The sequence below is a fragment of the Ruegeria sp. YTSB088 genome, assembly GCF_059609825.1.
This window is the reverse complement of sequence record NZ_JBXWMM010000010.1, coordinates 132,305-150,400: the sequence shown is the minus strand read 5'-3', so window position 1 is coordinate 150,400 and position 18,096 is coordinate 132,305. Positions and strand designations below refer to the sequence as shown.

General features: G+C 59.7%; 17 protein-coding genes. 7 read left to right on the top strand and 10 right to left on the bottom strand.

What is annotated here, in order from left to right; translation table 11 throughout:
• Positions 1 to 3 precede the first annotated feature (3 nt).
• Positions 4 to 1,335: an NAD(P)/FAD-dependent oxidoreductase gene (locus tag AC2FFA_RS16685; protein ID WP_496852456.1), complete on the bottom strand. Its 1,332-nt coding sequence runs from the start codon at positions 1,333 to 1,335 to the stop codon at positions 4 to 6.
• A gap of 193 nt (positions 1,336 to 1,528) precedes the next feature.
• On the opposite strand from AC2FFA_RS16685, the gene AC2FFA_RS16680 reads away from it, so the two are divergent.
• On the top strand, positions 1,529 to 2,254 hold the full coding sequence (locus tag AC2FFA_RS16680; RefSeq protein ID WP_496852455.1) for an SDR family NAD(P)-dependent oxidoreductase: 726 nt from the start codon (positions 1,529 to 1,531) through the stop codon (positions 2,252 to 2,254).
• Positions 2,255 to 2,257: 3 nt separating this feature from the next.
• Here AC2FFA_RS16680 and AC2FFA_RS16675 read toward each other — a convergent pair whose 3' ends face one another.
• Together AC2FFA_RS16675 and AC2FFA_RS16670 are read right to left on the bottom strand one after the other, a co-directional pair.
• Positions 2,258 to 3,910, bottom strand: coding sequence for a Y-family DNA polymerase (locus tag AC2FFA_RS16675; protein ID WP_496852454.1), 1,653 nt, complete (start codon positions 3,908 to 3,910; stop codon positions 2,258 to 2,260).
• A gap of 62 nt (positions 3,911 to 3,972) precedes the next feature.
• Entirely contained in the window at positions 3,973 to 4,260 is a 288-nt protein-coding gene (locus AC2FFA_RS16670; protein WP_117871601.1) for an I78 family peptidase inhibitor, read from the bottom strand.
• Positions 4,261 to 4,390: 130 nt separating this feature from the next.
• Here AC2FFA_RS16670 and AC2FFA_RS16665 point away from each other — a divergent pair, with 130 nt between their 5' ends.
• Positions 4,391 to 5,503: an S-(hydroxymethyl)glutathione dehydrogenase/class III alcohol dehydrogenase gene (locus AC2FFA_RS16665; protein WP_117871603.1), complete on the top strand. Its 1,113-nt coding sequence runs from the start codon at positions 4,391 to 4,393 to the stop codon at positions 5,501 to 5,503.
• 58 nt (positions 5,504 to 5,561) lie between these two features.
• On the opposite strand, the gene AC2FFA_RS16660 is transcribed toward AC2FFA_RS16665, so the two are convergent.
• The 3 genes from AC2FFA_RS16660 to AC2FFA_RS16650 all read right to left on the bottom strand — a co-directional run bounded on the left by AC2FFA_RS16660 (position 5,562) and on the right by AC2FFA_RS16650 (position 10,033).
• Positions 5,562 to 6,500 (bottom strand): DMT family transporter, encoded by a 939-nt coding sequence (locus AC2FFA_RS16660; RefSeq protein WP_496852453.1) that lies wholly within the window; start codon positions 6,498 to 6,500, stop codon positions 5,562 to 5,564.
• Positions 6,501 to 6,653: 153 nt separating this feature from the next.
• Complete coding sequence (locus tag AC2FFA_RS16655; protein WP_299899658.1) at positions 6,654 to 7,067, bottom strand: group III truncated hemoglobin; 414 nt, start codon at positions 7,065 to 7,067, stop codon at positions 6,654 to 6,656.
• 47 nt (positions 7,068 to 7,114) lie between these two features.
• Positions 7,115 to 10,033, bottom strand: a complete 2,919-nt coding sequence (locus tag AC2FFA_RS16650) for an error-prone DNA polymerase (RefSeq protein ID WP_496852452.1) — start codon at positions 10,031 to 10,033, stop codon at positions 7,115 to 7,117.
• A gap of 109 nt (positions 10,034 to 10,142) precedes the next feature.
• Between AC2FFA_RS16650 and AC2FFA_RS16645 the strand changes: the two genes are divergently transcribed.
• Positions 10,143 to 10,607 (top strand): DUF1203 domain-containing protein, encoded by a 465-nt coding sequence (locus AC2FFA_RS16645; RefSeq protein WP_496852451.1) that lies wholly within the window; start codon positions 10,143 to 10,145, stop codon positions 10,605 to 10,607.
• Here AC2FFA_RS16645 and AC2FFA_RS16640 read toward each other — a convergent pair.
• On the bottom strand, positions 10,604 to 11,596 hold the full coding sequence (locus AC2FFA_RS16640) for an ABC transporter ATP-binding protein (RefSeq protein ID WP_496852474.1): 993 nt from the start codon (positions 11,594 to 11,596) through the stop codon (positions 10,604 to 10,606). The genes AC2FFA_RS16645 and AC2FFA_RS16640 overlap by 4 nt on opposite strands.
• Before the next feature lie 87 nt (positions 11,597 to 11,683).
• Between AC2FFA_RS16640 and AC2FFA_RS16635 the strand changes: the two genes are divergently transcribed.
• The 3 genes from AC2FFA_RS16635 (at position 11,684) to polA (ending at position 15,282) form a co-directional block, all read left to right on the top strand.
• Positions 11,684 to 11,860 carry a zinc-finger domain-containing protein gene (locus tag AC2FFA_RS16635; protein WP_299899654.1) on the top strand — a complete coding sequence of 59 codons (177 nt, stop codon included), beginning with the start codon at positions 11,684 to 11,686 and terminating at the stop codon, positions 11,858 to 11,860.
• A gap of 82 nt (positions 11,861 to 11,942) precedes the next feature.
• Positions 11,943 to 12,413 (top strand): hypothetical protein, encoded by a 471-nt coding sequence (locus tag AC2FFA_RS16630; RefSeq protein WP_496852450.1) that lies wholly within the window; start codon positions 11,943 to 11,945, stop codon positions 12,411 to 12,413.
• Positions 12,414 to 12,483: 70 nt separating this feature from the next.
• Positions 12,484 to 15,282, top strand: coding sequence for a DNA polymerase I (polA, locus tag AC2FFA_RS16625; protein ID WP_496852449.1), 2,799 nt, complete (start codon positions 12,484 to 12,486; stop codon positions 15,280 to 15,282).
• A gap of 10 nt (positions 15,283 to 15,292) precedes the next feature.
• Here the strand turns inward: polA and AC2FFA_RS16620 are convergent, their stop codons facing one another.
• Positions 15,293 to 15,613, bottom strand: coding sequence for a DUF2798 domain-containing protein (locus AC2FFA_RS16620; RefSeq protein WP_496674497.1), 321 nt, complete (start codon positions 15,611 to 15,613; stop codon positions 15,293 to 15,295).
• Entirely contained in the window at positions 15,598 to 16,353 is a 756-nt protein-coding gene (locus AC2FFA_RS16615) for a hydroxypyruvate isomerase family protein (protein ID WP_496852448.1), read from the bottom strand. Before AC2FFA_RS16615 ends, AC2FFA_RS16620 begins: the two co-directional genes overlap by 16 nt.
• 174 nt (positions 16,354 to 16,527) lie before the next feature.
• Here AC2FFA_RS16615 and AC2FFA_RS16610 point away from each other — a divergent pair, with 174 nt between their 5' ends.
• A complete protein-coding gene (locus tag AC2FFA_RS16610; RefSeq protein ID WP_496818514.1) occupies positions 16,528 to 17,478 on the top strand; it encodes a DMT family transporter in 951 nt (316 codons plus the stop codon).
• Here the strand turns inward: AC2FFA_RS16610 and AC2FFA_RS16605 are convergent.
• Positions 17,461 to 18,036, bottom strand: coding sequence for a DUF1285 domain-containing protein (locus AC2FFA_RS16605; protein WP_162896864.1), 576 nt, complete (start codon positions 18,034 to 18,036; stop codon positions 17,461 to 17,463). The two genes, AC2FFA_RS16610 and AC2FFA_RS16605, sit on opposite strands and share 18 nt — an antisense overlap.
• Positions 18,037 to 18,096 lie beyond the last annotated feature (60 nt).

Here is an 18,096-nt window from a genome sequence, read left to right as displayed (position 1 = left end):
CCATTATTCGGCGGCAACAGATATGGCCGGGTCTTTACTAGGAATGCCATTGTCAGCTCCGATGGTTTGCGGGGCACCATTGATTTGAGCAACGACATGCATCGCGCTGGCTATCCCGTCTTCGTGAAATCCGTGCCGGTTGTAAGCCCCGGCAAACCAGGTTCGATTCTGTCCCTGCATCTCGCGGATTTGCCCTTGCGCCTTCAGGGCGGCCTTGTCGAATACCGGATGGGCAAATTCGACCTGATCATAGATTTTATCCGCGGGAATTTCTGTTGAGGCGTTCAGCGTTACAAACAGCGGGTCACCGTCCGGAATGTTCTGAAGCCGGTTCATCCAGTAGGTCACGCCCACATCTCCGGCTTGCGAGCGATAGGACCAGCTTGACCAGCACGCGCGCCGCTTTGGCATCTGACCTGGGTCACAATGCAGTATGGCCGTATTGGGCTGGTAGCGGATCGCGCCCAATGCAGCGGCTTCCGCGGGGGTCGCGCCGTCACCCAAAATGGCAAGCGATTGATCCGAATGGGTGGCCAGGATGATTTCATTGAACTGATCCACGGCGCCTTGGCTGCGGATGGTGACGCCCATCTCGTCACGGGATATATTCTGAACAGGGCTGGCCAGACGTATTTCTGCCCCCCGCGCACGAAGGGATGCGTCGATCCGGCGGACATACTCTATGCTGCCGCCTTTGACGGTGTACCATTGATGCTGGTTTGCACGACCACTTGCCAGCAAAGCGTGATTGCGGAAGAACTGCACCAAAGAACGTGCGGGGAACTGATCCACGAACTCGACCGGCGTAGACCAGATGGCACCGCACATCGGCATCAGATAGTTGTGCCGGAACCAGTGACCCAGCCGCAGCTGGTCCACCAACTCACCAATCGTGGTGTCGTCGTCCTTGGCTGCTTCGGGGGCTTCTTTGCCAAACCGCAGGATATCGGCGATCATTCTATAGTAGGCCGGGCGCGCCAGATTGCGCTTTTGAGCGGTCAGAGTGCGCAGGTTGTTCAACCCGTATTCAATGCGCCCATTGTCGATGCTCGCGCCAAAGCTCATCTCACTTTCGATCACGGGTACGCCCAGCTCATCAAATAACCGGGTCAGGTAGGGATAGGTCGCATAGTTGAAGACGATGAAGCCCGTATCGACCGGTTGGTCCCCGTTCTTCCCAGCCATCACCGTGCGGGCATGGCCACCAAGTCGCGGTTCTGCCTCATAGACCGTTACGTCGTTGTTTTCTGACAGATAGTAAGCGGCGGAAAGACCCGAAATGCCTGCACCTACAATCGCGATTTTCTTCCGTACACCCCGGGTTTCGTCGAACATTCCAGCCTCTTTATGTGACGTTTTACAAGAAGATACGCAGGGTAGGCGCGAGTGGATCAATTCGATTGGAAATATTTAGCAGATGCACTACTTCGTGACTTCTGGTTTGAGATTCCGCGAATTGCGCCACCGTTTTGATCCAACGCGGATGCGAAGCCGTATTATTGTGACACACAAGTGAAACGGCCCACACATGAGCAAATTTGACGGGAAAACCATTTGGATCATCGGCGCAAGCGAAGGTCTGGGCCGCGCTTTGGCGCAGGCGCTCAGCCGAAAAGGTGCGTCCCTGATCCTGTCGGCGCGCAATTTGGAGCGGTTGTCCGAGATGTGTTCAGAATTGCCGGATTCGCGCGCGATCCGGTGCGATGTGACCGATTTAGACTCTGTTCGCTCTGCTGTTGCTGAGGTGGGGCATATCGATGGGCTGGTCTATAATGCCGGTGCGTATGATCCTATGCGTTCGGCCGAATGGGACACCGAGGCGTCCCTCAGGATGAGCGATGTGAACTATCTGGGTGCGCTGCGGGTTCTGGGTGAAACTGTTCCGGGTTTTGTCCGGGCGGGCCAGGGAGAGGTTACTCTGATCGGATCTCTGGCCGGGTATCACGGGTTGCCTGCAGCCATCGGGTACGGAGCCAGCAAGGCCGCGCTGATTTCGCTGGCCGAGACGATGCGGCATGATCTGGCGGGTACTGGCGTTACAGTGCGTATCGTCAATCCCGGCTTCATCAAGACCCGATTGACCGAAAAGAACAGCTTCAAGATGCCGATGTTGATGACGCCCGAGGATGCGGCGGATCGCGTGGTCAAGGCGATGTCTCACCACCGTTTCCGTACGGATTTTCCGGCACCGTTTTCCTGGTTCATTCGTCTGATTGACTACCTGCCGGACCTGCTGGTTTATCGCGGAAAATAGACTCTAACAAAACTGTCCCTGACAGAACCAGCCTGCGGACATCGTGCCTCCGTGCCCGTAGAACAACCATAGTCGTTCCCCCTGTTCTGTCACCACCACCCAGTAATCGCGCACCCCGCTGCGCCAGTTGGGGTCATCCAGCCACCATTCCGGCGCGATACGTTCCGGGCCTGTGGCCTGCGCCAGTTGCCAGTCGCGCCCGCGCCAGCGAAAGGTGCAGGGCACATTCGGGGTTTCCGGCGCCATCACGGGTTCGGGCTGCCACATCTGCAAAGGCCGGGGGCGCGGTGGGGCAGGCCAGTCGCGCGCGGGTTCCGACCATGCGGCTGCCAGCGTTTGCGCCGTTTTCTCGGGGATATGAGAGGCCGCCGGGTGCCGCCGCGTGATTGCATCCAGCCCCACCCGTGCGCCCAGCTTGCCGATCAGATCATCCACCGCTGTATTGCCCTCAAGCCGGTTACGGGCCACACGGCGCGCTTCGGCATGACCGGCGATGGTGCGGGCATGGATGGGTTCCGTCTGGATCGCCTCAAGCCGCAGCATGTCGATGCCATAGCCTGCGTCGATCTTGTCAATTTTCATCTCTAACAAAGGGCGAATGCGATTTTTGTCATAGGTCGGACGTGCCAGGCCGATCTCGATAACCTCAGCGGCCTGATCGGCCCGGTGGGCTTCCAGACGCAGCGTGCGGACCCCGCGCCCCTTCTCTTCCAGCTTGGTGCAGAGCGTTGGCAGAATACGATCGACGGCAGCCATCACGTCTTCGACCAAGCCAATCGGGTTGGGTAGAGTCATCCGCACCGCAAAGTGATGTGGCGGACGGGCGGGCGAGACCGGCTCGGGTGCGCTGCCCATCGCTTGATCCAGGCGCAGCACCAGCCCGCGGCCGAACCGCCGTGCCAAACTGGCACGCGGCTGTCCCAGCAAGTCTCCGATCCGGCGCAGGCCCAGACGATTCAGTTGCGCCACAACCTGATCTTCAAGCCGCAGCGCCGCAATGGGCAGAGGGCTGAGCGCGCCATAGGCCTGTCCCGGCGCGGCAATCCGCGCGCCACCGCCCAGCGCCATCGCCTGTGGCGCGGCCCCGCCCTTGGTCCAGTGCCGCCGCTTGCTTGCCCGGGCGCGGGTGGCGCGAGCCTCTTGGGCAATGGCATCACCGTTGCGATCGGATGTGGCCTCTTGCCCGGCATAGCGGGCCAGCGCCCAGGCCGCGCCCAGCGTGTCGGCGATGCCCATCTGCACGCTCAGGCCCATGTCGGCGCAGTCGGTTTCAAGCACGACCAGCAAGGCCTCTTCACCGCCGAACAGATGGGCGCAACCCGACAGGTCAACGATCAACCCGTCCGGAGCCTCTTCGGCCACCCACGGGCTGAACTTGCCCGCCCAGCGGCGCAGCGCGGTCAGAAACGCGGCCTCGGTCGGGGCGTTGCGGGGGCGGGTGATCAGGCTGGCGCACATGGCATGGGCATCGCGTACCGGCTGGCCCACGCGCAGACCAGCGGCCTGTGCCTCGGTGTTTAGCGAGGTGATGACCTGCATGTTCGACTGTTCGGTCACAACGGCCAAAGGTCCGCCATGCAGGCCCCGCGCAGCGCGGATCAGCCGTTCGGCCCCCAGACGGGGGAACCACAGCGAGAGTATTCGGCGTTTGGGCATCGGGCAGACATCAAAATGTTCTCATTTTGTTCTTATTCGAGAATCACCTGCCGAGTCCACGCTTACCCACAGGTCAGACGCTGAATAACACCGGCGCCGTCCACATAGACGTTCAGCCTGTCGATACGGTAATCCTGTGTGGCGATGCCATCCGGACCCAAGACACGAGACCGTTCGGGAAGATCGGCCTGAATCGCTGAAACGGGCTGGCCGACGGATTCGGCAAAGGGCTCGCCCTTGCAAAATGCCAGATCAACAGGTGCGTCTTCTGAGGTGGCGGCAACTTCCTGCGGAATGCTTGTGTCTGCGCAGGCCGCCAGAAGGATCAAGATAGGGATAAAACGGTGCATTGGCGTTCCTCATTCTGGCAATGTCGTTTCTGCAATATCAAATAATTAGCCAACCTGCCAAGAAAGCACAGTTGAAAACACCCTGTATTTGACGCAGGGTCGGGGCAAAAGTGACAGGGAGAAAAGTACCATGCGTACCCGTGCTGCCGTCGCCGTACAGGCGGGCAAACCTTTGGAAGTGATGGACGTGAACCTAGAAGGCCCAAAGGCGGGCGAGGTTCTGGTTGAAATCAAGGCCACTGGCATCTGCCATACGGACGAATTCACCCTGTCGGGTGCCGACCCCGAAGGCCTGTTCCCGGCCATTCTGGGCCACGAGGGCGCCGGCGTAGTGGTCGAGGTCGGCCCGGGCGTCACCAGCCTGAAGCCGGGGGATCACGTGATCCCGCTCTACACCCCGGAATGCCGCGAGTGTGAATACTGCCTGCATCCCAAGACCAACCTGTGCCAGGCGATCCGTGAGACTCAGGGCAAGGGGCTGATGCCCGACGGGACGTCGCGTTTTTCGACCTTGGATGGCGATCCGATCCTACACTACATGGGATGCTCGACCTTCTCGAACCACACGGTCCTGCCTGAAATCGCACTGGCCAAGGTGCGCGAGGACGCACCCTTCGACAAGATCTGCTATATCGGTTGCGGCGTGACCACAGGGATCGGCGCGGTGATCAACACCGCCAAGGTGGAAATCGGCAGCCGCGCCATCGTGTTTGGTCTGGGCGGTATCGGCCTGAACGTCATTCAGGGCCTGCGTCTGGCCGGGGCCGACCAGATCGTCGGTGTCGACCTCAACCCGTCAAAGGTTGAGATGGCCACCAGGTTCGGCATGACCGATTTCGTCAACCCGTCCGAGGTTGAAGGTGATCTGGTGCCTTATCTGGTCAACCTGACCAAGGGCGGTGCGGATTACACCTTTGATGCCACCGGCAATGTTGGCGTGATGCGCGCGGCGCTGGAATCGGCGCACAAGGGATGGGGCGAATCGATCATCATCGGCGTGGCGCCTGCTGGGGCCGAGATCTCGACCCGTCCGTTCCAGCTGGTGACCGGGCGGTCTTGGCGCGGCACCGCCTTTGGCGGCGCGCGGGGCCGGACGGATGTGCCCAAGATCGTCGACTGGTACATGGACGGCAAGATCGAGATCGACCCGATGATCACCCACACCATGGGTCTGGATGACATCAACCACGGCTTCGATTTGATGCATAAGGGTGAAAGTATTCGCTCGGTCGTAGTTTATTGAGACTCTATTCAGAGGTTTTTCGACAACGGCGCGCTGAGTGGTGCGCCGTTTTTTGGAACTACTTTCCAGGCCTTGTGGCCCCGGTATCCGACCGCGGTGATCGCACGCGCAGAACAGGGGTGTTGACTGAGGTGGTGTTGGCCCGGCTTTCTCGCCACACAACATAGACGCCTGACGCAATGATAACACTGGCGCCGACAGCAACCCAGATGTCAGGGCGTTCACCAAAGAAGATTACGCCAAACAGCGTCGCCCAAATGATCTGGCTGTACTGGCTGGGGGCGACAACACCGGCAGGTGCAGCGCGATAGGCCAGAATGATCAGGTGCTGGGCGATCACCGAGAATACGCCAACCAGCGCCATCATCGCCAGATGCAGCAGGGATGGCGGCTGATATACGGCGGGTTGGGCAACGCTCATCACAGCAATAGCCAGCAACATCGGGTACAGGATCAGAACGGCCGAGCGTTCTTCATTTCCGATCTTGCGCACAAGCACCGAGGCAAAGGCGCTGCAGAAGGCAGCCGTCAGGGCGGCGAGGTGGCCAAGGGTGATGTCGGTCGAACCGGGGCGCAGAACGATCAGGACGCCGATCAGGCCGACGCCAACCGCGGCCCAACGCTGGGCGCGGACCACCTCACCCAATATCGGGATCGACAAAACGGTGACGATCAATGGGAAAGAAAACAGCAACGAATAGACTTCGGCCAGTGGCAATACGGAAAAGGAATAAAACGCGCAGGACATTGCCGTGACCATCAGGCCCGAGCGAAGCAGAACCAGCCAGGGGTGTTGAGGCAGGAAGTTCCCGGTCGTTCGGTCGGTCAGGATCGTGACGGCCATCGGCACAAAGGAAAACAGTGTGGCGAAAAAGATGATCTGCAGCACCGAATAAGTCCCGCCCAGCACTTTGATCAGCGCGTCGTGGCTGGCAAAGACGGCAAAGCCCAGAAATGCATAGCCAAGCCCCTTTAGGGTGGTGTTTTGAGCGCTCATCGACATGGCCCCGGTCAATGTTGGTGTGATGGCGATATGCCATAGCAGCGCGGGCGGAGTTCCCGGCTGTATTTCTTTCTGTTTAACCCTATTTCGAGGGCGCGAATAGCCCCAATTTTACCGCTAACATCGCATGGCCGCCATGATCTGAGATCATCGCAGGATTGGCGGCGCGTCTTTGGGCTGGCGCGCAGACTGAACACCCGCTTTCATGCCGACACCGATACGACGCGCCAGAGCGACCCATGGTGTGGCGGTTTCAGAAGGCAGGGTCTGGGTGGCGACCTGTTCGAACAGGTCCAGCCAATGGGCAAAGAATTCAGGCTTTACATCTGGTCGTTCGATATGGACCCGCTGTGGATTGCCGTCATAGCTGCGTTCAAACAGGATGGCGTTGCGCCAGAAGGATGCGATCTTTTCCTCATGCGCGGACCAGTCGGTGACATGGTTGGCGAATACGGGTCCAAGTACCGCGTCCTGCCGCACACGGGCGTAAAAGGCGCGAACCTGTGCGTTGATCTGCTCAGGCGTCGCGGGAAAGCGCGGTGGAAGGGTTGGTCTGGTCATGGTGGCCTGTTTTCGACTCTGTTTTTGGCAGATAGGCGGTTCCGGCGTTATGTGACAGAGGTGGTATTGTCGCGCCCATCCGGTGTCAGCAGATGCCGCAGCAGGGCCACCGGATGCGCGCGCAGGCTCAGGCGGGTGGCGACGTAATCCTCGACCACCTGCTCGCCCAGCGTCATTTGCGGCAGATAGGCTTCGGGCTCGTCCAGCGCCTCGCCCTCCAGATCCTGTGAGAACAGCGGCAGAGGCTTGGTAGTGGCAATCGCCTTGGCCTGCCACAAGGCCTCGCGCCGGGTCAGGCCGCAGGTGGAAAAGGCATCGGCCTCGGCCAGCCGTTCGATCACGGACGGGCCCAGCCCGGCGCGGCGCCAGACATCCTCGACCTGGGTGTAGCCATTGCCGCGCGCGGCGGTCAGCCAGCTGGCGTCCTCTTCGCTGAGGCCCTTGATCTGGCGAAAGCCCAGCCGGAGGGCCAGCCCGCCGTGGCCGTCGGGCTCCATCACGTTGTCCCAGAAGCTGGCATTGATGCAGACCGGGCGCACCTGCACGCCATGCTCGCGCGCGTCGCGCACGATCTGGGCGGGGGCATAGAACCCCATCGGCTGCGAATTCAGCAGGGCGCAGGCGAAAATCCCCGGATGGTGGCACTTGATCCAGGCGCTGGCATAGACCAGCAGCGCAAAGCTGGCCGCGTGGCTTTCGGGGAAGCCGTAGGACCCGAACCCCTCGATCTGCGAGAAACAACGCTCGGCAAATTCGGCGTCATACCCGTTGCGTTTCATCCCACGCAGGAACAGCGCGCGGAATTCGCTGACATTGCCGTGTTTTTTGAACGTCGCCAGCGAGCGGCGCAGCCGGTCCGCCTGTTCCGGGGTGAAGCCTGCGCCAACGATGGCGATCTGCATGGCCTGTTCCTGAAACAGCGGCACGCCCAGCGTTTTGCCCAACACCTCGCCTAGTTCGTCCGAGGGAAAGCTGACCTCCTCCTCACCATTTCGCCGCCGAATATAGGGGTGGACCATGTCGCCCTGGATGGGGCCGGGTCGGATGATGGCGACCTCGATCACCAGATCATAGAAATTGCGCGGCCGCATCCGGGGCAGAAAGTTCATCTGTGCACGTGATTCCACCTGAAACACACCCACTGAGTCTGCCTTGCAGAGCATGTCATAAACTGCCGGGTCCTCGGGCGGCAGAGTGGCCAGCGTATAGCTGGTCTGGTGGTGCTGGCCAATCAGATCAAACGCCTTGCGGATGCATGTGAGCATTCCGAGGCTCAGGACATCGACCTTGAGGATGCCCAGCGAGTCGATGTCGTCTTTGTCCCAGCAGATGACCGTGCGGTCCTCCATCGTGGCGTTCTCGATGGGGACAAGTTCGTCCAGACGGCCCTCGGTGATGATAAACCCGCCCACATGCTGGGACAGGTGACGGGGAAACCCGTCGATTTCATAGACCAGCATTAGAGTCTGTTTCAGCCGCCGATCTTCGGGATCGAGGCCGATTTCACGCATGCGCTGGGCTTCAAGGCCTGCGGCGGAAAAGAACCCCCAGAGCTGCGAAGACAGGGCGGAAATCGTGTCTTCGGTCAGCCCCATGGCGCGGCCCACCTCGCGGATGGCGCGCTTGCCGCGATAATGGATCACCGTGGCGCACAGTCCCGCACGGTGGCGGCCATAGCGTTCATAGATGTGCTGGATCACTTCTTCGCGGCGCTCATGTTCGAAATCGACGTCGATGTCGGGCGGCTCGTCCCGCGCCTCGGAGACGAAGCGTTCGAACACCATGGTGCCCATCTCGGGGCTGACCTCGGTGATGCCAAGACAGAAACAGACGACAGAGTTGGCCGCTGAGCCGCGCCCCTGACACAGGATGCCGCGCGAGCGGGCGAAATGGACGATGTCGCGGACGGTCAGGAAATAGGGTTCGTATTTCAGCTTTCCGATCAGGGCGAGCTCATGCGCCAGCATCTTTTTTGCTTTCTCCGACGCGCCCGCCGGATAGCGCCATTTCAGCCCCTCATGCGCCAAACGATGCAGGCGTTGGGTCGGGGTTTCCTGTTCGCTGCCCTCGCTGGGGTACTCATAACGCAGCTCATCCAGCGAGAATGTGAGCTGTTCGCTGAGTTCATGCGCGCGGGCGACAGCCCCCTCATAGCCTTTGAAAATGCGCAGCATCTCGGCCTCGGACCGCAGGCGTTGCTCGCCATTGGCAAGCGCCTCGCGGCCCAGCTCATCGACCTTGCGGCGCAGGCGGATGGCGGTGAGCACATCACCCAGCTTGCGGCGCGTGCCGTGATGCATCATCGGTGCGGCGCTGGCGAGTGTGGGGAGGCTGAGTTGCTTTGATTCAGTCTCTAATAAAGAGAAATATGTGCCATCTGCGCCGTCATACCGGGGGTGCATCAACAGATGTATCCGCCCGGCAAAGCGGCGCGTCAGCTGTTGCGCTTGTGTCCGCCATGTGCCCGCGCCTCCCGGAGACCGGGCCGTTTGTGGCCACAGCAGCAGGTGGAGACCGTCGGAAAACTCCAGCAGGTCGGACAGGTGCAGGATGCAGTCGCCTTTTTCGGCGCGCAGACGGCCCTTGGACAGGATGCGGCACAGGTTGGCCCAGCCCTGCCGGTTCAGGGGCAGGGCGGTGACCGTGGGTGCGTCGGTAAAGATCAGTCGGGCTGCCGGGATCAGCCGTGGCACCGCGTGGATCGGATAGGACGGTGGTTTGAGGATATGACCGGGGCAAGGCGGGCCGATCAGGGTGTTCTGCGCCTCCCACTCCAGCCGTTCGCGCACCTTGCGGGTGATCTCGCGCGCCTGCGTATGGGCGCGGACGATGCCTGCGACCGAGTTGTCATCAGCGATGGCGATGGCGGGCAGGCCCAGGGTGACGGCACGCTCCATATACTCCTCGGGGTGGGACGCCCCGGTGAGGAAGGTGAAATTCGACGTGATCGACAGCTCGGCATACATGACGATTCCATATTATATTCACGTTTTGTTCTTTTTCGAGTCCTTTGCGCAGGAAACGGGTCGCTTGGGCCTGATCGCATGGGCATGGTCAGCGAAAAGGAGACCCGAGATGTTCAAAATCACCGCTCTGCCAACCGACGAAGTCCGCGACCTTCAGGCAGGTGGCCCGGATGCGTATGGTTCAACGCCGGAACGCGCCATTTCGACGGGCGCCGGCAACCCGTGTCGCCATTGCTTGCAGAACATTCCCGAAGGCGAAAATATGCTGATACTGGCACATTGGCCTTTTTTAGAGACACATCCCTATGCGGAAACCGGACCGATCTTTCTGTGTGCCACGCCGTGCGACCGGTATGAGGGAGACACGCTACCCGAGATTCTGACCTCCTCGTCCGAATACCTGATCAAGGGTTATGGTGCGGATGACAGGATCGTCTATGGCACCGGGGCGATCACGCTCAGCGACCAGATCGGCGCAAAAGTGGCGGACATCTTTGCCCGCGCAGATGTCGATTACATTCACGTCCGGTCTGCTCGAAACAACTGCTATCAGGCGCGAATAGACCGCGCCTAAAGCTTGACCCGGTGCATCCCGCGGCGTGGCTGATCCTGATCATCCATCGGGGCATCACCAGTGCGGCTGGATGTCAGCGCCAGGAACACATCCTCCAGATCCGCTTCTTCAGTGCGGACGTCGCGGATGCGAATACCTGCGGTGCGCACGGCTTCCAGAACCTGCTCGGCGCTGGTCTGGGCGCTGCGATATTGCAGTACAAGGCTGCCATCATCGCGCAATGTCGCCGCAACGCCTTCTGCTGTGGGCAAATCGGTAACTGGGCTGTCCGGCACAATCACCATTGTCCGGCTGTCCATGCGCCCCAGCAGATTTGCGGTACTGTCCTGAGCGATCTTTTCGCCGTGGTTGATGATGGCGATTTCGTCACACATCTCTTGCGCTTCTTCCAGATAGTGGGTGGTCAGGATAATCGTCATACCCTGTTCGTTCAGCTTCCGCACATTGGCCCACAGCATCTGACGCAGTTCGATATCCACGCCTGCCGTGGGTTCGTCCAACACCAGGATTTTGGGGTGATGGACCAGCGCCTTGGCCAGTAGCAGCCGCCGCCGCATCCCGCCCGACAGCGTGCGGGCATAGGCCTCGGCCTTGTCGCTGAGGCCGACCAGTTCAAGGATTTCATCGCTGCGGCGTTCGGATTTCGGAACGCCGTACAGGCCTGCCTGTACTTCCAAGGCACCACGCGGGGTGAAGAACGGGTCAAGGTTCAGTTCTTGCGGCATGACACCAATCGCGGCGCGGGACTGTCGCGGATTCTGATCCTGATCGAAACCCCAGATCGATACACGGCCCGAAGACTTCACCACCAACCCGGCGAGAATATTGATCAGGGTCGATTTCCCGGCGCCATTCGGGCCCAGAAGTCCAAAAACCGAACCCTTGGGAACAGTCAAATCAATGCCTTTCAGCGCGTGTTTCTCAGGCTGACCCTTGCCGCCACGATAGGTCTTGCGCAGACCTTCGATCCTGATTGCCGCATCGCTCATGTGGCTCTTGCCCCCGGATTGCTCATCGCTCATAAACGCACCTAATGCATGCCCGCGAGGCCGACAACCGAAGAAGGATCGCTAGCCGTGACCATCGAAGCGCCGGAAACCAAGATCGTCGAAACCGACCGTGTCGCCTGTGACGGCGGCGAAGGCGCATTGGGCCATCCGCGCGTCTGGCTGCAAATCCCTGAGGATACAGGCTGGGTCGAATGCCCGTACTGCGACTGTAAATATGTGCTGAAGGGTACCGAACAGGGCTGATTGCCCGACTAACCGGGTTTTGCCCAAATCTTGCCTCGGTTATCATGTTAGTGCTTTGGCGCAACCAAAGCAGGGATACGTGATGACCGGAATTTCGGCCACTGACAATGTTAACCCGGTTTTCGGCTGGGTTGGGTTCTGCATCGCGTCTTTGACGTTGTTTGCTGCGTTGTTCGTATTCTGGGCGGGACCCTTTGTACCTCAGCAGACTGCGGGTGTGTCGCTAGGCGAACTGGCGGCCGAGATCGGCAAATCGACCCTAAGGGCCGCCGCGGGGATGGAACAACCCGAGCCTGATGCCCGCGCCCGCGATCTGGATGATTTCCTGCGGATCGGTGTCGCCATGCTTGGCGGGCTTGCGATCGTCATCTCGGCCGTTGGCATCCTGCGTCACGAAAAGCGGCGCCCCGCCATCGCCGGAATGGTTATCGGCACGGGGGCAATCCTTTTCCAGTTCTTTGCCTTTGCATTTTTTGCTTTCCTTGGCGTGTTGGTAATCATGGCTTTGCTGAACAGTTTCTCTGACGTCTTCTCGGGGCTGTTTGGCGGTTAGGCTGCGTTCTTGGCTGGTCAGCCGCGCGACCCTGTGGCAGAACCGTCCCTGACCGATAGGGAGCGCGCGCATGAGCAAATTCGGAAAAGGGTGTCACCTGCATCTGATCGACGGATCGGCTTTTATTTTCAGGGCCTATCACGCGCTGCCACCGCTGACCCGCAAGTCGGATGGTTTGCCGATTGGGGCGGTGTCAGGGTTCTGCAACATGCTTCAAAAATATGTTGAAGGGAACGCCGGGCCGGATGCACCGACCCATGTGGCGGTGATATTCGACAAGGGCTCGCACACATTCCGGAATGATCTGTACGACCTTTACAAGGCTAATCGCGAAGCGATGCCCGAGGACCTGCGCCCGCAAATACCGCTGACCCGTGAGGCAACAAAAGCGTTCAACATCGCCTGCAGGGAACTCGAAGGTTATGAGGCAGACGACATCATCGCCACTCTCGCCGTGCAAGCGCGCGAGGCAGGGGGGCGCGTGACCATCGTAAGTTCCGACAAGGATTTGATGCAGTTGGTCGGTGACGGTGTCGAGATGCTCGACGCGATGAAGAACAAGCGTATTGATCGGGACGGGGTGATCGAGAAGTTTGGAGTTGGCCCCGAGCGCGTTGTGGATGTTCAGGCGCTGGCCGGCGACTCCGTTGACAACGTGCCGGGCGCTCCGGGCATCGGGGTCAAGACGGCTGCCCTTCTGATCAACGAATACGGTGATCTGGAAACACTGCTGGACCGTGCTGAAGAAATCAAACAACCCAAGCGCCGGCAAACCCTGATCGAAAAGCGCGATCAGATCGAACTATCTAAGAAACTGGTGCAGTTGGACGAGAACACGCCGCTGGATTTCACGCTGGATGACCTTGAAGTGCGGGAGCCCGATGCAGAGACCCTGCTGGGTTTTCTGGCGGATATGGAGTTTCGCACACTGACCAAACGGATTGCAGACAAGCTGGGGGCCGAAGCACCGGTCATCGCCGACGCACCGGTGCCTGCGGCCAAGGAAGTTGAGGCCGAGGCGATTCCGTTTGACGCGGAGAAGTATGAATGTGTCCGTGATGCAGTGGCTCTGCAAAAGTGGATTGATCAGGCCCATGAGCGCGGCTGGGTTGCGGTGGATACCGAAACCACCGGTCTGAATGAAATGATTGCCGATCTGGTCGGTATTTCGCTGTGTGTCGAGGCCGGAGAAGCCTGTTACATCCCGCTGACCCATCGCGATGGCGCAGCGGATGATCTGTTCGGCTCAGATGCGCTGGCTGAAGGGCAGATGCCGCTGGATGAGGCGCTGACACTACTGAAACCGATGCTAGAGGACCCTTCGATCCTCAAAATCGGGCAGAACATGAAATACGACGCCAAGATATTCAGGCGTCACGGCATCAATGTGACCCCCATCGATGATACGATGCTGATGTCCTACGCCATGCACGGTGGCGAGCATGGGCACGGGATGGACACATTGTCCGAGAGATACCTGACACACACACCGATCCCGATCAAACCGCTGCTAGGGTCGGGCAAGTCTGCGATCACCTTCGACAAGGTGCCGATAGACGAGGCCACCGCCTATGCCGCCGAGGATGCCGACATCACCCTGCGCTTGTGGAAATTGTTCAAGCCGCAGCTTCACTGGGTGCAGGTGACAACTGTCTACGAGACGCTTGAACGCCCGCTGGTGCCGGTTCTGACGGAAATGGAGATGCACGGCATAAAGGTCGACCGCGATGTGCTGAGCCGTATGTCCAACGCTTTTGCACAGAAAATGGCCGGTTTAGAGGCTGAAATCCACGAGCTGGCCGGAGAAACCTTCAACGTCGGCTCGCCCGCGCAATTGGGCGAGATCCTTTTCGACAAGATGGGCCTTGAGGGCGGCAAGAAGGGAAAGACCGGCAAGTATTCGACCGGCGCCGATGTGCTGGAAGATCTGGCGACCGAGCATGAATTGCCGCGCCGGGTCCTGGACTGGCGTCAGCTGTCCAAGCTGAAATCGACTTATACGGACGCGCTACAGACCCATATCAACCCCGACACGGGCCGGGTACATACGTCTTATGCTATCACCGGGGCGAATACGGGGCGTCTGGCTTCGACCGATCCCAACCTGCAGAACATCCCGGTGCGCACCGAGGAGGGCCGCCGCATCCGCGAGGCCTTCGTGGCCGAGCCGGGCAATGTGCTGGTCAGTCTCGACTACAGCCAGATCGAGCTGCGCATCCTGGCGCATATCGCCGACATTCCGGCCCTGAAACAGGCGTTTGCGGATGGGCTGGACATTCACGCGATGACGGCGTCCGAGATGTTCGACGTGCCGCTGGATGAGATGACGCCGGATATCCGTCGTCAGGCCAAGGCGATCAACTTTGGCGTGATCTATGGCATCTCGGGCTTCGGCCTGGCACGCAACCTGCGCATCCCGCGGGCCGAGGCACAGGGATTCATCGACCGCTATTTCGAACGCTTCCCGGGCATTCGCCAGTATATGGATGACACGGTGACATTTGCCAAAGAGCACGGCTATGTCCAAACCCTGTTCGGGCGCAAAATCCACACGCCCGAGATCAACGCCAAGGGGCCACATGCCGGCTTTTCGCGTCGGGCGGCGATCAACGCGCCGATTCAGGGCACGGCGGCGGATGTGATCCGGCGCGCGATGGTTCGAATGCCGGGTGCGATCAATGGGCTGCCCGCCAAAATGCTGTTGCAGGTCCATGACGAATTGTTGTTCGAAGTGGCCGAAGACGCGGTGGATCCGCTGATCGACGTGGCGCGCGACGTGATGGAAGGTGCGTCCGACCCGGCGGTGAAGCTGGATGTGAAGCTGAATGTGGATGCCGGCCAGGGTGCGAACTGGGCCGAGGCACACTAGCGGCGCTGGGTCAGCCCCGTGGCCTGACCCACCCTTCGACCATACGTTTGACCGAAGGTCCAAGGACCAGGATCACCGTGAAAGCGATGGGCCAGCAAAAGGCCCAGGACGCCATCCAGTCACCAAGCGTTTCAGGGTGGAACCCCACTGCTTTGACTGTGGCGATTCCGGTGACAATGCACGACATCAGGCCTGACATGATCAGTCCAAAGATGGCATGGGCAAAGCGGGCAGGGATCATATCGGACATCCTCGAAAACGGGTCGCCCGATATGTGCGCCATTCGTGCAGCGATTTCCAGACGGATGACCGGTGTTAACGTCGCATCCATGCCAGGGTCGCAGCCGTTCGAGTAGTTGAAGGCGTGTACTCGGCACTGACCCAACCGACATAACCGGTATCGTCCATTGCCTCGAAAAGCTGCGCGAAATCCGTGGGCCCGCGCCCCGGTTCAGAACGTACAGGGGCGGCCCCGATCTGGGCATGGACAACATTTGGGTGAAAACGCTCCCAGACGGCCAGCGCGTCGCCGTGGATCATGTGAGCGTGAAAACTGTCATATTGCAGACCGACATTCGGGCGATCCACACGGCCCAGTACCTCGGCCGCCAAATCATAGTCGTTCAGAAAATAGCCGGGTTGGGAAATCGGATTGAGGGGTTCGATCGTGAAAGCCTGGTGCGGCGCGATATCGGCGGCCCACTGTAAGTTGTGCACGAAGCAGTCCATCGCATCCGTCCCGGCAGCGTTTCCCGACATGATGTGAATGAAGCCCGGCTTCAGCACTTCGGCATAACGCAGAACGCGGCGGATATCTGACTGAAACCGAGCAGCACCGCACGGGGTGGCGGCATAACCCGGTGCGCCGCCGGTATAATTCGGCGGAGGGGCGTTGATCAGAACCAAATCGAGCCCGTTGGCCAGCAAGGCACGTTGGGTTTCTTTTGCCGCAAGTTCGTAGGGAAAGAGAATCTCGACCGCTTGGAACCCGGCGTCTGCGGCTGCCCGAAACCGGTCCAGATACGGAAGTTCGGCAAAGAGCAAAGAGATATTCGCGGCGAATTTTGGCATGGCGGCCCTTGGAAAGCTGGTGGGCCGACCTTATCCGCGCACAGGTTTCTGTGAAAGTGACAGAAAACGACAGTTTGTCGAAATTCGACCAGATCGAACCAATGAAATCGGAAACGCTTTTGGTATCACGGCGAATCATTTTTCCGGCGCCGTGCCAATAGAAGGTTCGAAACGATGGCGATGAGCCCAGACCCCGTACGCGGGAACAGCCTTTCTGCGTCCGCGGGGCAGTATTCTGCCTTGTCGGGCAACGGGTTGGCCGTGGCCTCGATGCTGACCTGGGCGGCCGGGTTTCCGGCGGCCGAAGTGCTATTGCAAACATGGCCGCCCGTTGCCTTGTTGGCCGCGCGACTGGCGCTGGCCGTATTGGTGATGGTGCCGGTCTGGGTGATCATGGACGGACCGCACCGGGTTGTTTCGGCCCGCTGGGGTCATGCAATGATCGTCGGTGGCTTTGGGATTGGGTTGGGAATGTTCCTGCTGATCGTAGCGCAAAAGCTGACCGACCCGGTGACGGTGGCAATCATCGTCTCTTGCGCGCCCTTGGTGGCCACATTGCTTGAATTGGCTGCTGGCACACGCCGGTTGAAGTGGAACTTTGCGCTGGGCGTACTTGTGTCGATTGTCGGCGGGCTGATCGCCACCAGCGCTCTGGCTCCGGCACAGTTGGGCCTGGGCGCGGCCTGTGCGGTTGTGTCAACGGTGCTGTTTTGCTGGGCGAGCATGGCAACCGCCCGGGACTTCCCCGAGCTCAGCCAGACCGGGCGTACGACGATCACCTTTGTCGGAGGACTGGCTATGGCGTCGCTGCTGATATTCGGATCGGCGCAATTTGGCATGGAAGTGAAGCCTGCAACTGCATTTGATGTGCAACAGGCAGGCATGTTGATGATCTATGCGCTCATTTCCATGGGCCTCAGTCAGGTATTTTTCATCACCTCCGTCGGCAAGCTGGGCGTTGCATTGGCCTCTTTTCACATCAATGTTGCCCCGTTCTACGTCATGTTGATCATGCTGATGATAGGGGACGAGTGGAACTGGACCCGGGCGCTGGGTGCGGGCGTTGTTGCATTGGCTGTTGTGCTGGCACAGGATCGCGCGCCCCGGTCAGCTCAGGTCGGCTGAGGGGATCAGGCCAAAGAACTGCCCGCCTGACCAAACACCAAACCAGCCGTCATGATGCGTTCCGATCTCGACGAGGCGGTAGAAGCTTTTGCGATCTATGCGGGCTTCGAGGTTGGCGCGGATCAATATGTAGGGTGAGGGTTCTTCCGTTTCCGGGTCAATAACAATCCGGATTGGATGGTCAACTCCGGCCACGGCCCTGTCGCCGACATGGGTTGTGAAGGTCAGAGACTGGTTCTTGCCATCCCCGTCCCGGTCGAAATCCACAGCAACAAACGGCGCGTCTTCGACAGTGATTCCCACCTTCTCGACAGGCGTGACGAGGTAGTATTTGCCCTCCTCCTTCTTAAGAATTGAGGAAAAAAGCTTCACAAGCTCGAAACGGTTGATGGGTGAGCCTAAATAACTCCAAGTGCCATCTTTTGCGATCTTGATGTCCAGATCGCCGCAAAACGGAGGATTCCAGAGGTGAACGGGCGGTAAACCCTTGGTTTTGGCCGCTTTGACTGATGCCGCCAGACCATCAGGCGAGGGTTTCACAGGTTTTTGTCCGCTCATTGCTTTTGCCATTTCCTCTCAGCGCGATACACTTCAATCATATTACTCCACGGAAGGGAA

Bases quoted from the DNA above. Each gene is read 5' to 3' on its own strand.
- AC2FFA_RS16685 (WP_496852456.1), bottom strand. From the start codon at position 1,335: ATGTTCGACGAAACCCGGGGTGTACGGAAGAAAATCGCGATTGTAGGT.
- AC2FFA_RS16665 (WP_117871603.1), top strand. From the start codon at position 4,391: ATGCGTACCCGTGCTGCCGTCGCCGTACAGGCGGGCAAACCTTTGGAA.
- AC2FFA_RS16620 (WP_496674497.1), bottom strand. From the start codon at position 15,613: ATGGATGCGACGTTAACACCGGTCATCCGTCTGGAAATCGCTGCACGA.
- AC2FFA_RS16655 (WP_299899658.1), bottom strand. From the start codon at position 7,067: ATGACCAGACCAACCCTTCCACCGCGCTTTCCCGCGACGCCTGAGCAG.
- AC2FFA_RS16680 (WP_496852455.1), top strand. From the start codon at position 1,529: ATGAGCAAATTTGACGGGAAAACCATTTGGATCATCGGCGCAAGCGAA.
- polA (WP_496852449.1), top strand. From the start codon at position 12,484: ATGAGCAAATTCGGAAAAGGGTGTCACCTGCATCTGATCGACGGATCG.
- AC2FFA_RS16645 (WP_496852451.1), top strand. From the start codon at position 10,143: ATGTTCAAAATCACCGCTCTGCCAACCGACGAAGTCCGCGACCTTCAG.
- AC2FFA_RS16650 (WP_496852452.1), bottom strand. From the start codon at position 10,033: ATGTATGCCGAGCTGTCGATCACGTCGAATTTCACCTTCCTCACCGGG.
- AC2FFA_RS16670 (WP_117871601.1), bottom strand. From the start codon at position 4,260: ATGCACCGTTTTATCCCTATCTTGATCCTTCTGGCGGCCTGCGCAGAC.
- AC2FFA_RS16630 (WP_496852450.1), top strand. From the start codon at position 11,943: ATGACCGGAATTTCGGCCACTGACAATGTTAACCCGGTTTTCGGCTGG.
- AC2FFA_RS16660 (WP_496852453.1), bottom strand. From the start codon at position 6,500: ATGAGCGCTCAAAACACCACCCTAAAGGGGCTTGGCTATGCATTTCTG.
- AC2FFA_RS16640 (WP_496852474.1), bottom strand. From the start codon at position 11,596: ATGAGCGATGCGGCAATCAGGATCGAAGGTCTGCGCAAGACCTATCGT.
- AC2FFA_RS16615 (WP_496852448.1), bottom strand. From the start codon at position 16,353: ATGCCAAAATTCGCCGCGAATATCTCTTTGCTCTTTGCCGAACTTCCG.
- AC2FFA_RS16605 (WP_162896864.1), bottom strand. From the start codon at position 18,036: ATGAGCGGACAAAAACCTGTGAAACCCTCGCCTGATGGTCTGGCGGCA.
- AC2FFA_RS16610 (WP_496818514.1), top strand. From the start codon at position 16,528: ATGGCGATGAGCCCAGACCCCGTACGCGGGAACAGCCTTTCTGCGTCC.
- AC2FFA_RS16675 (WP_496852454.1), bottom strand. From the start codon at position 3,910: ATGCCCAAACGCCGAATACTCTCGCTGTGGTTCCCCCGTCTGGGGGCC.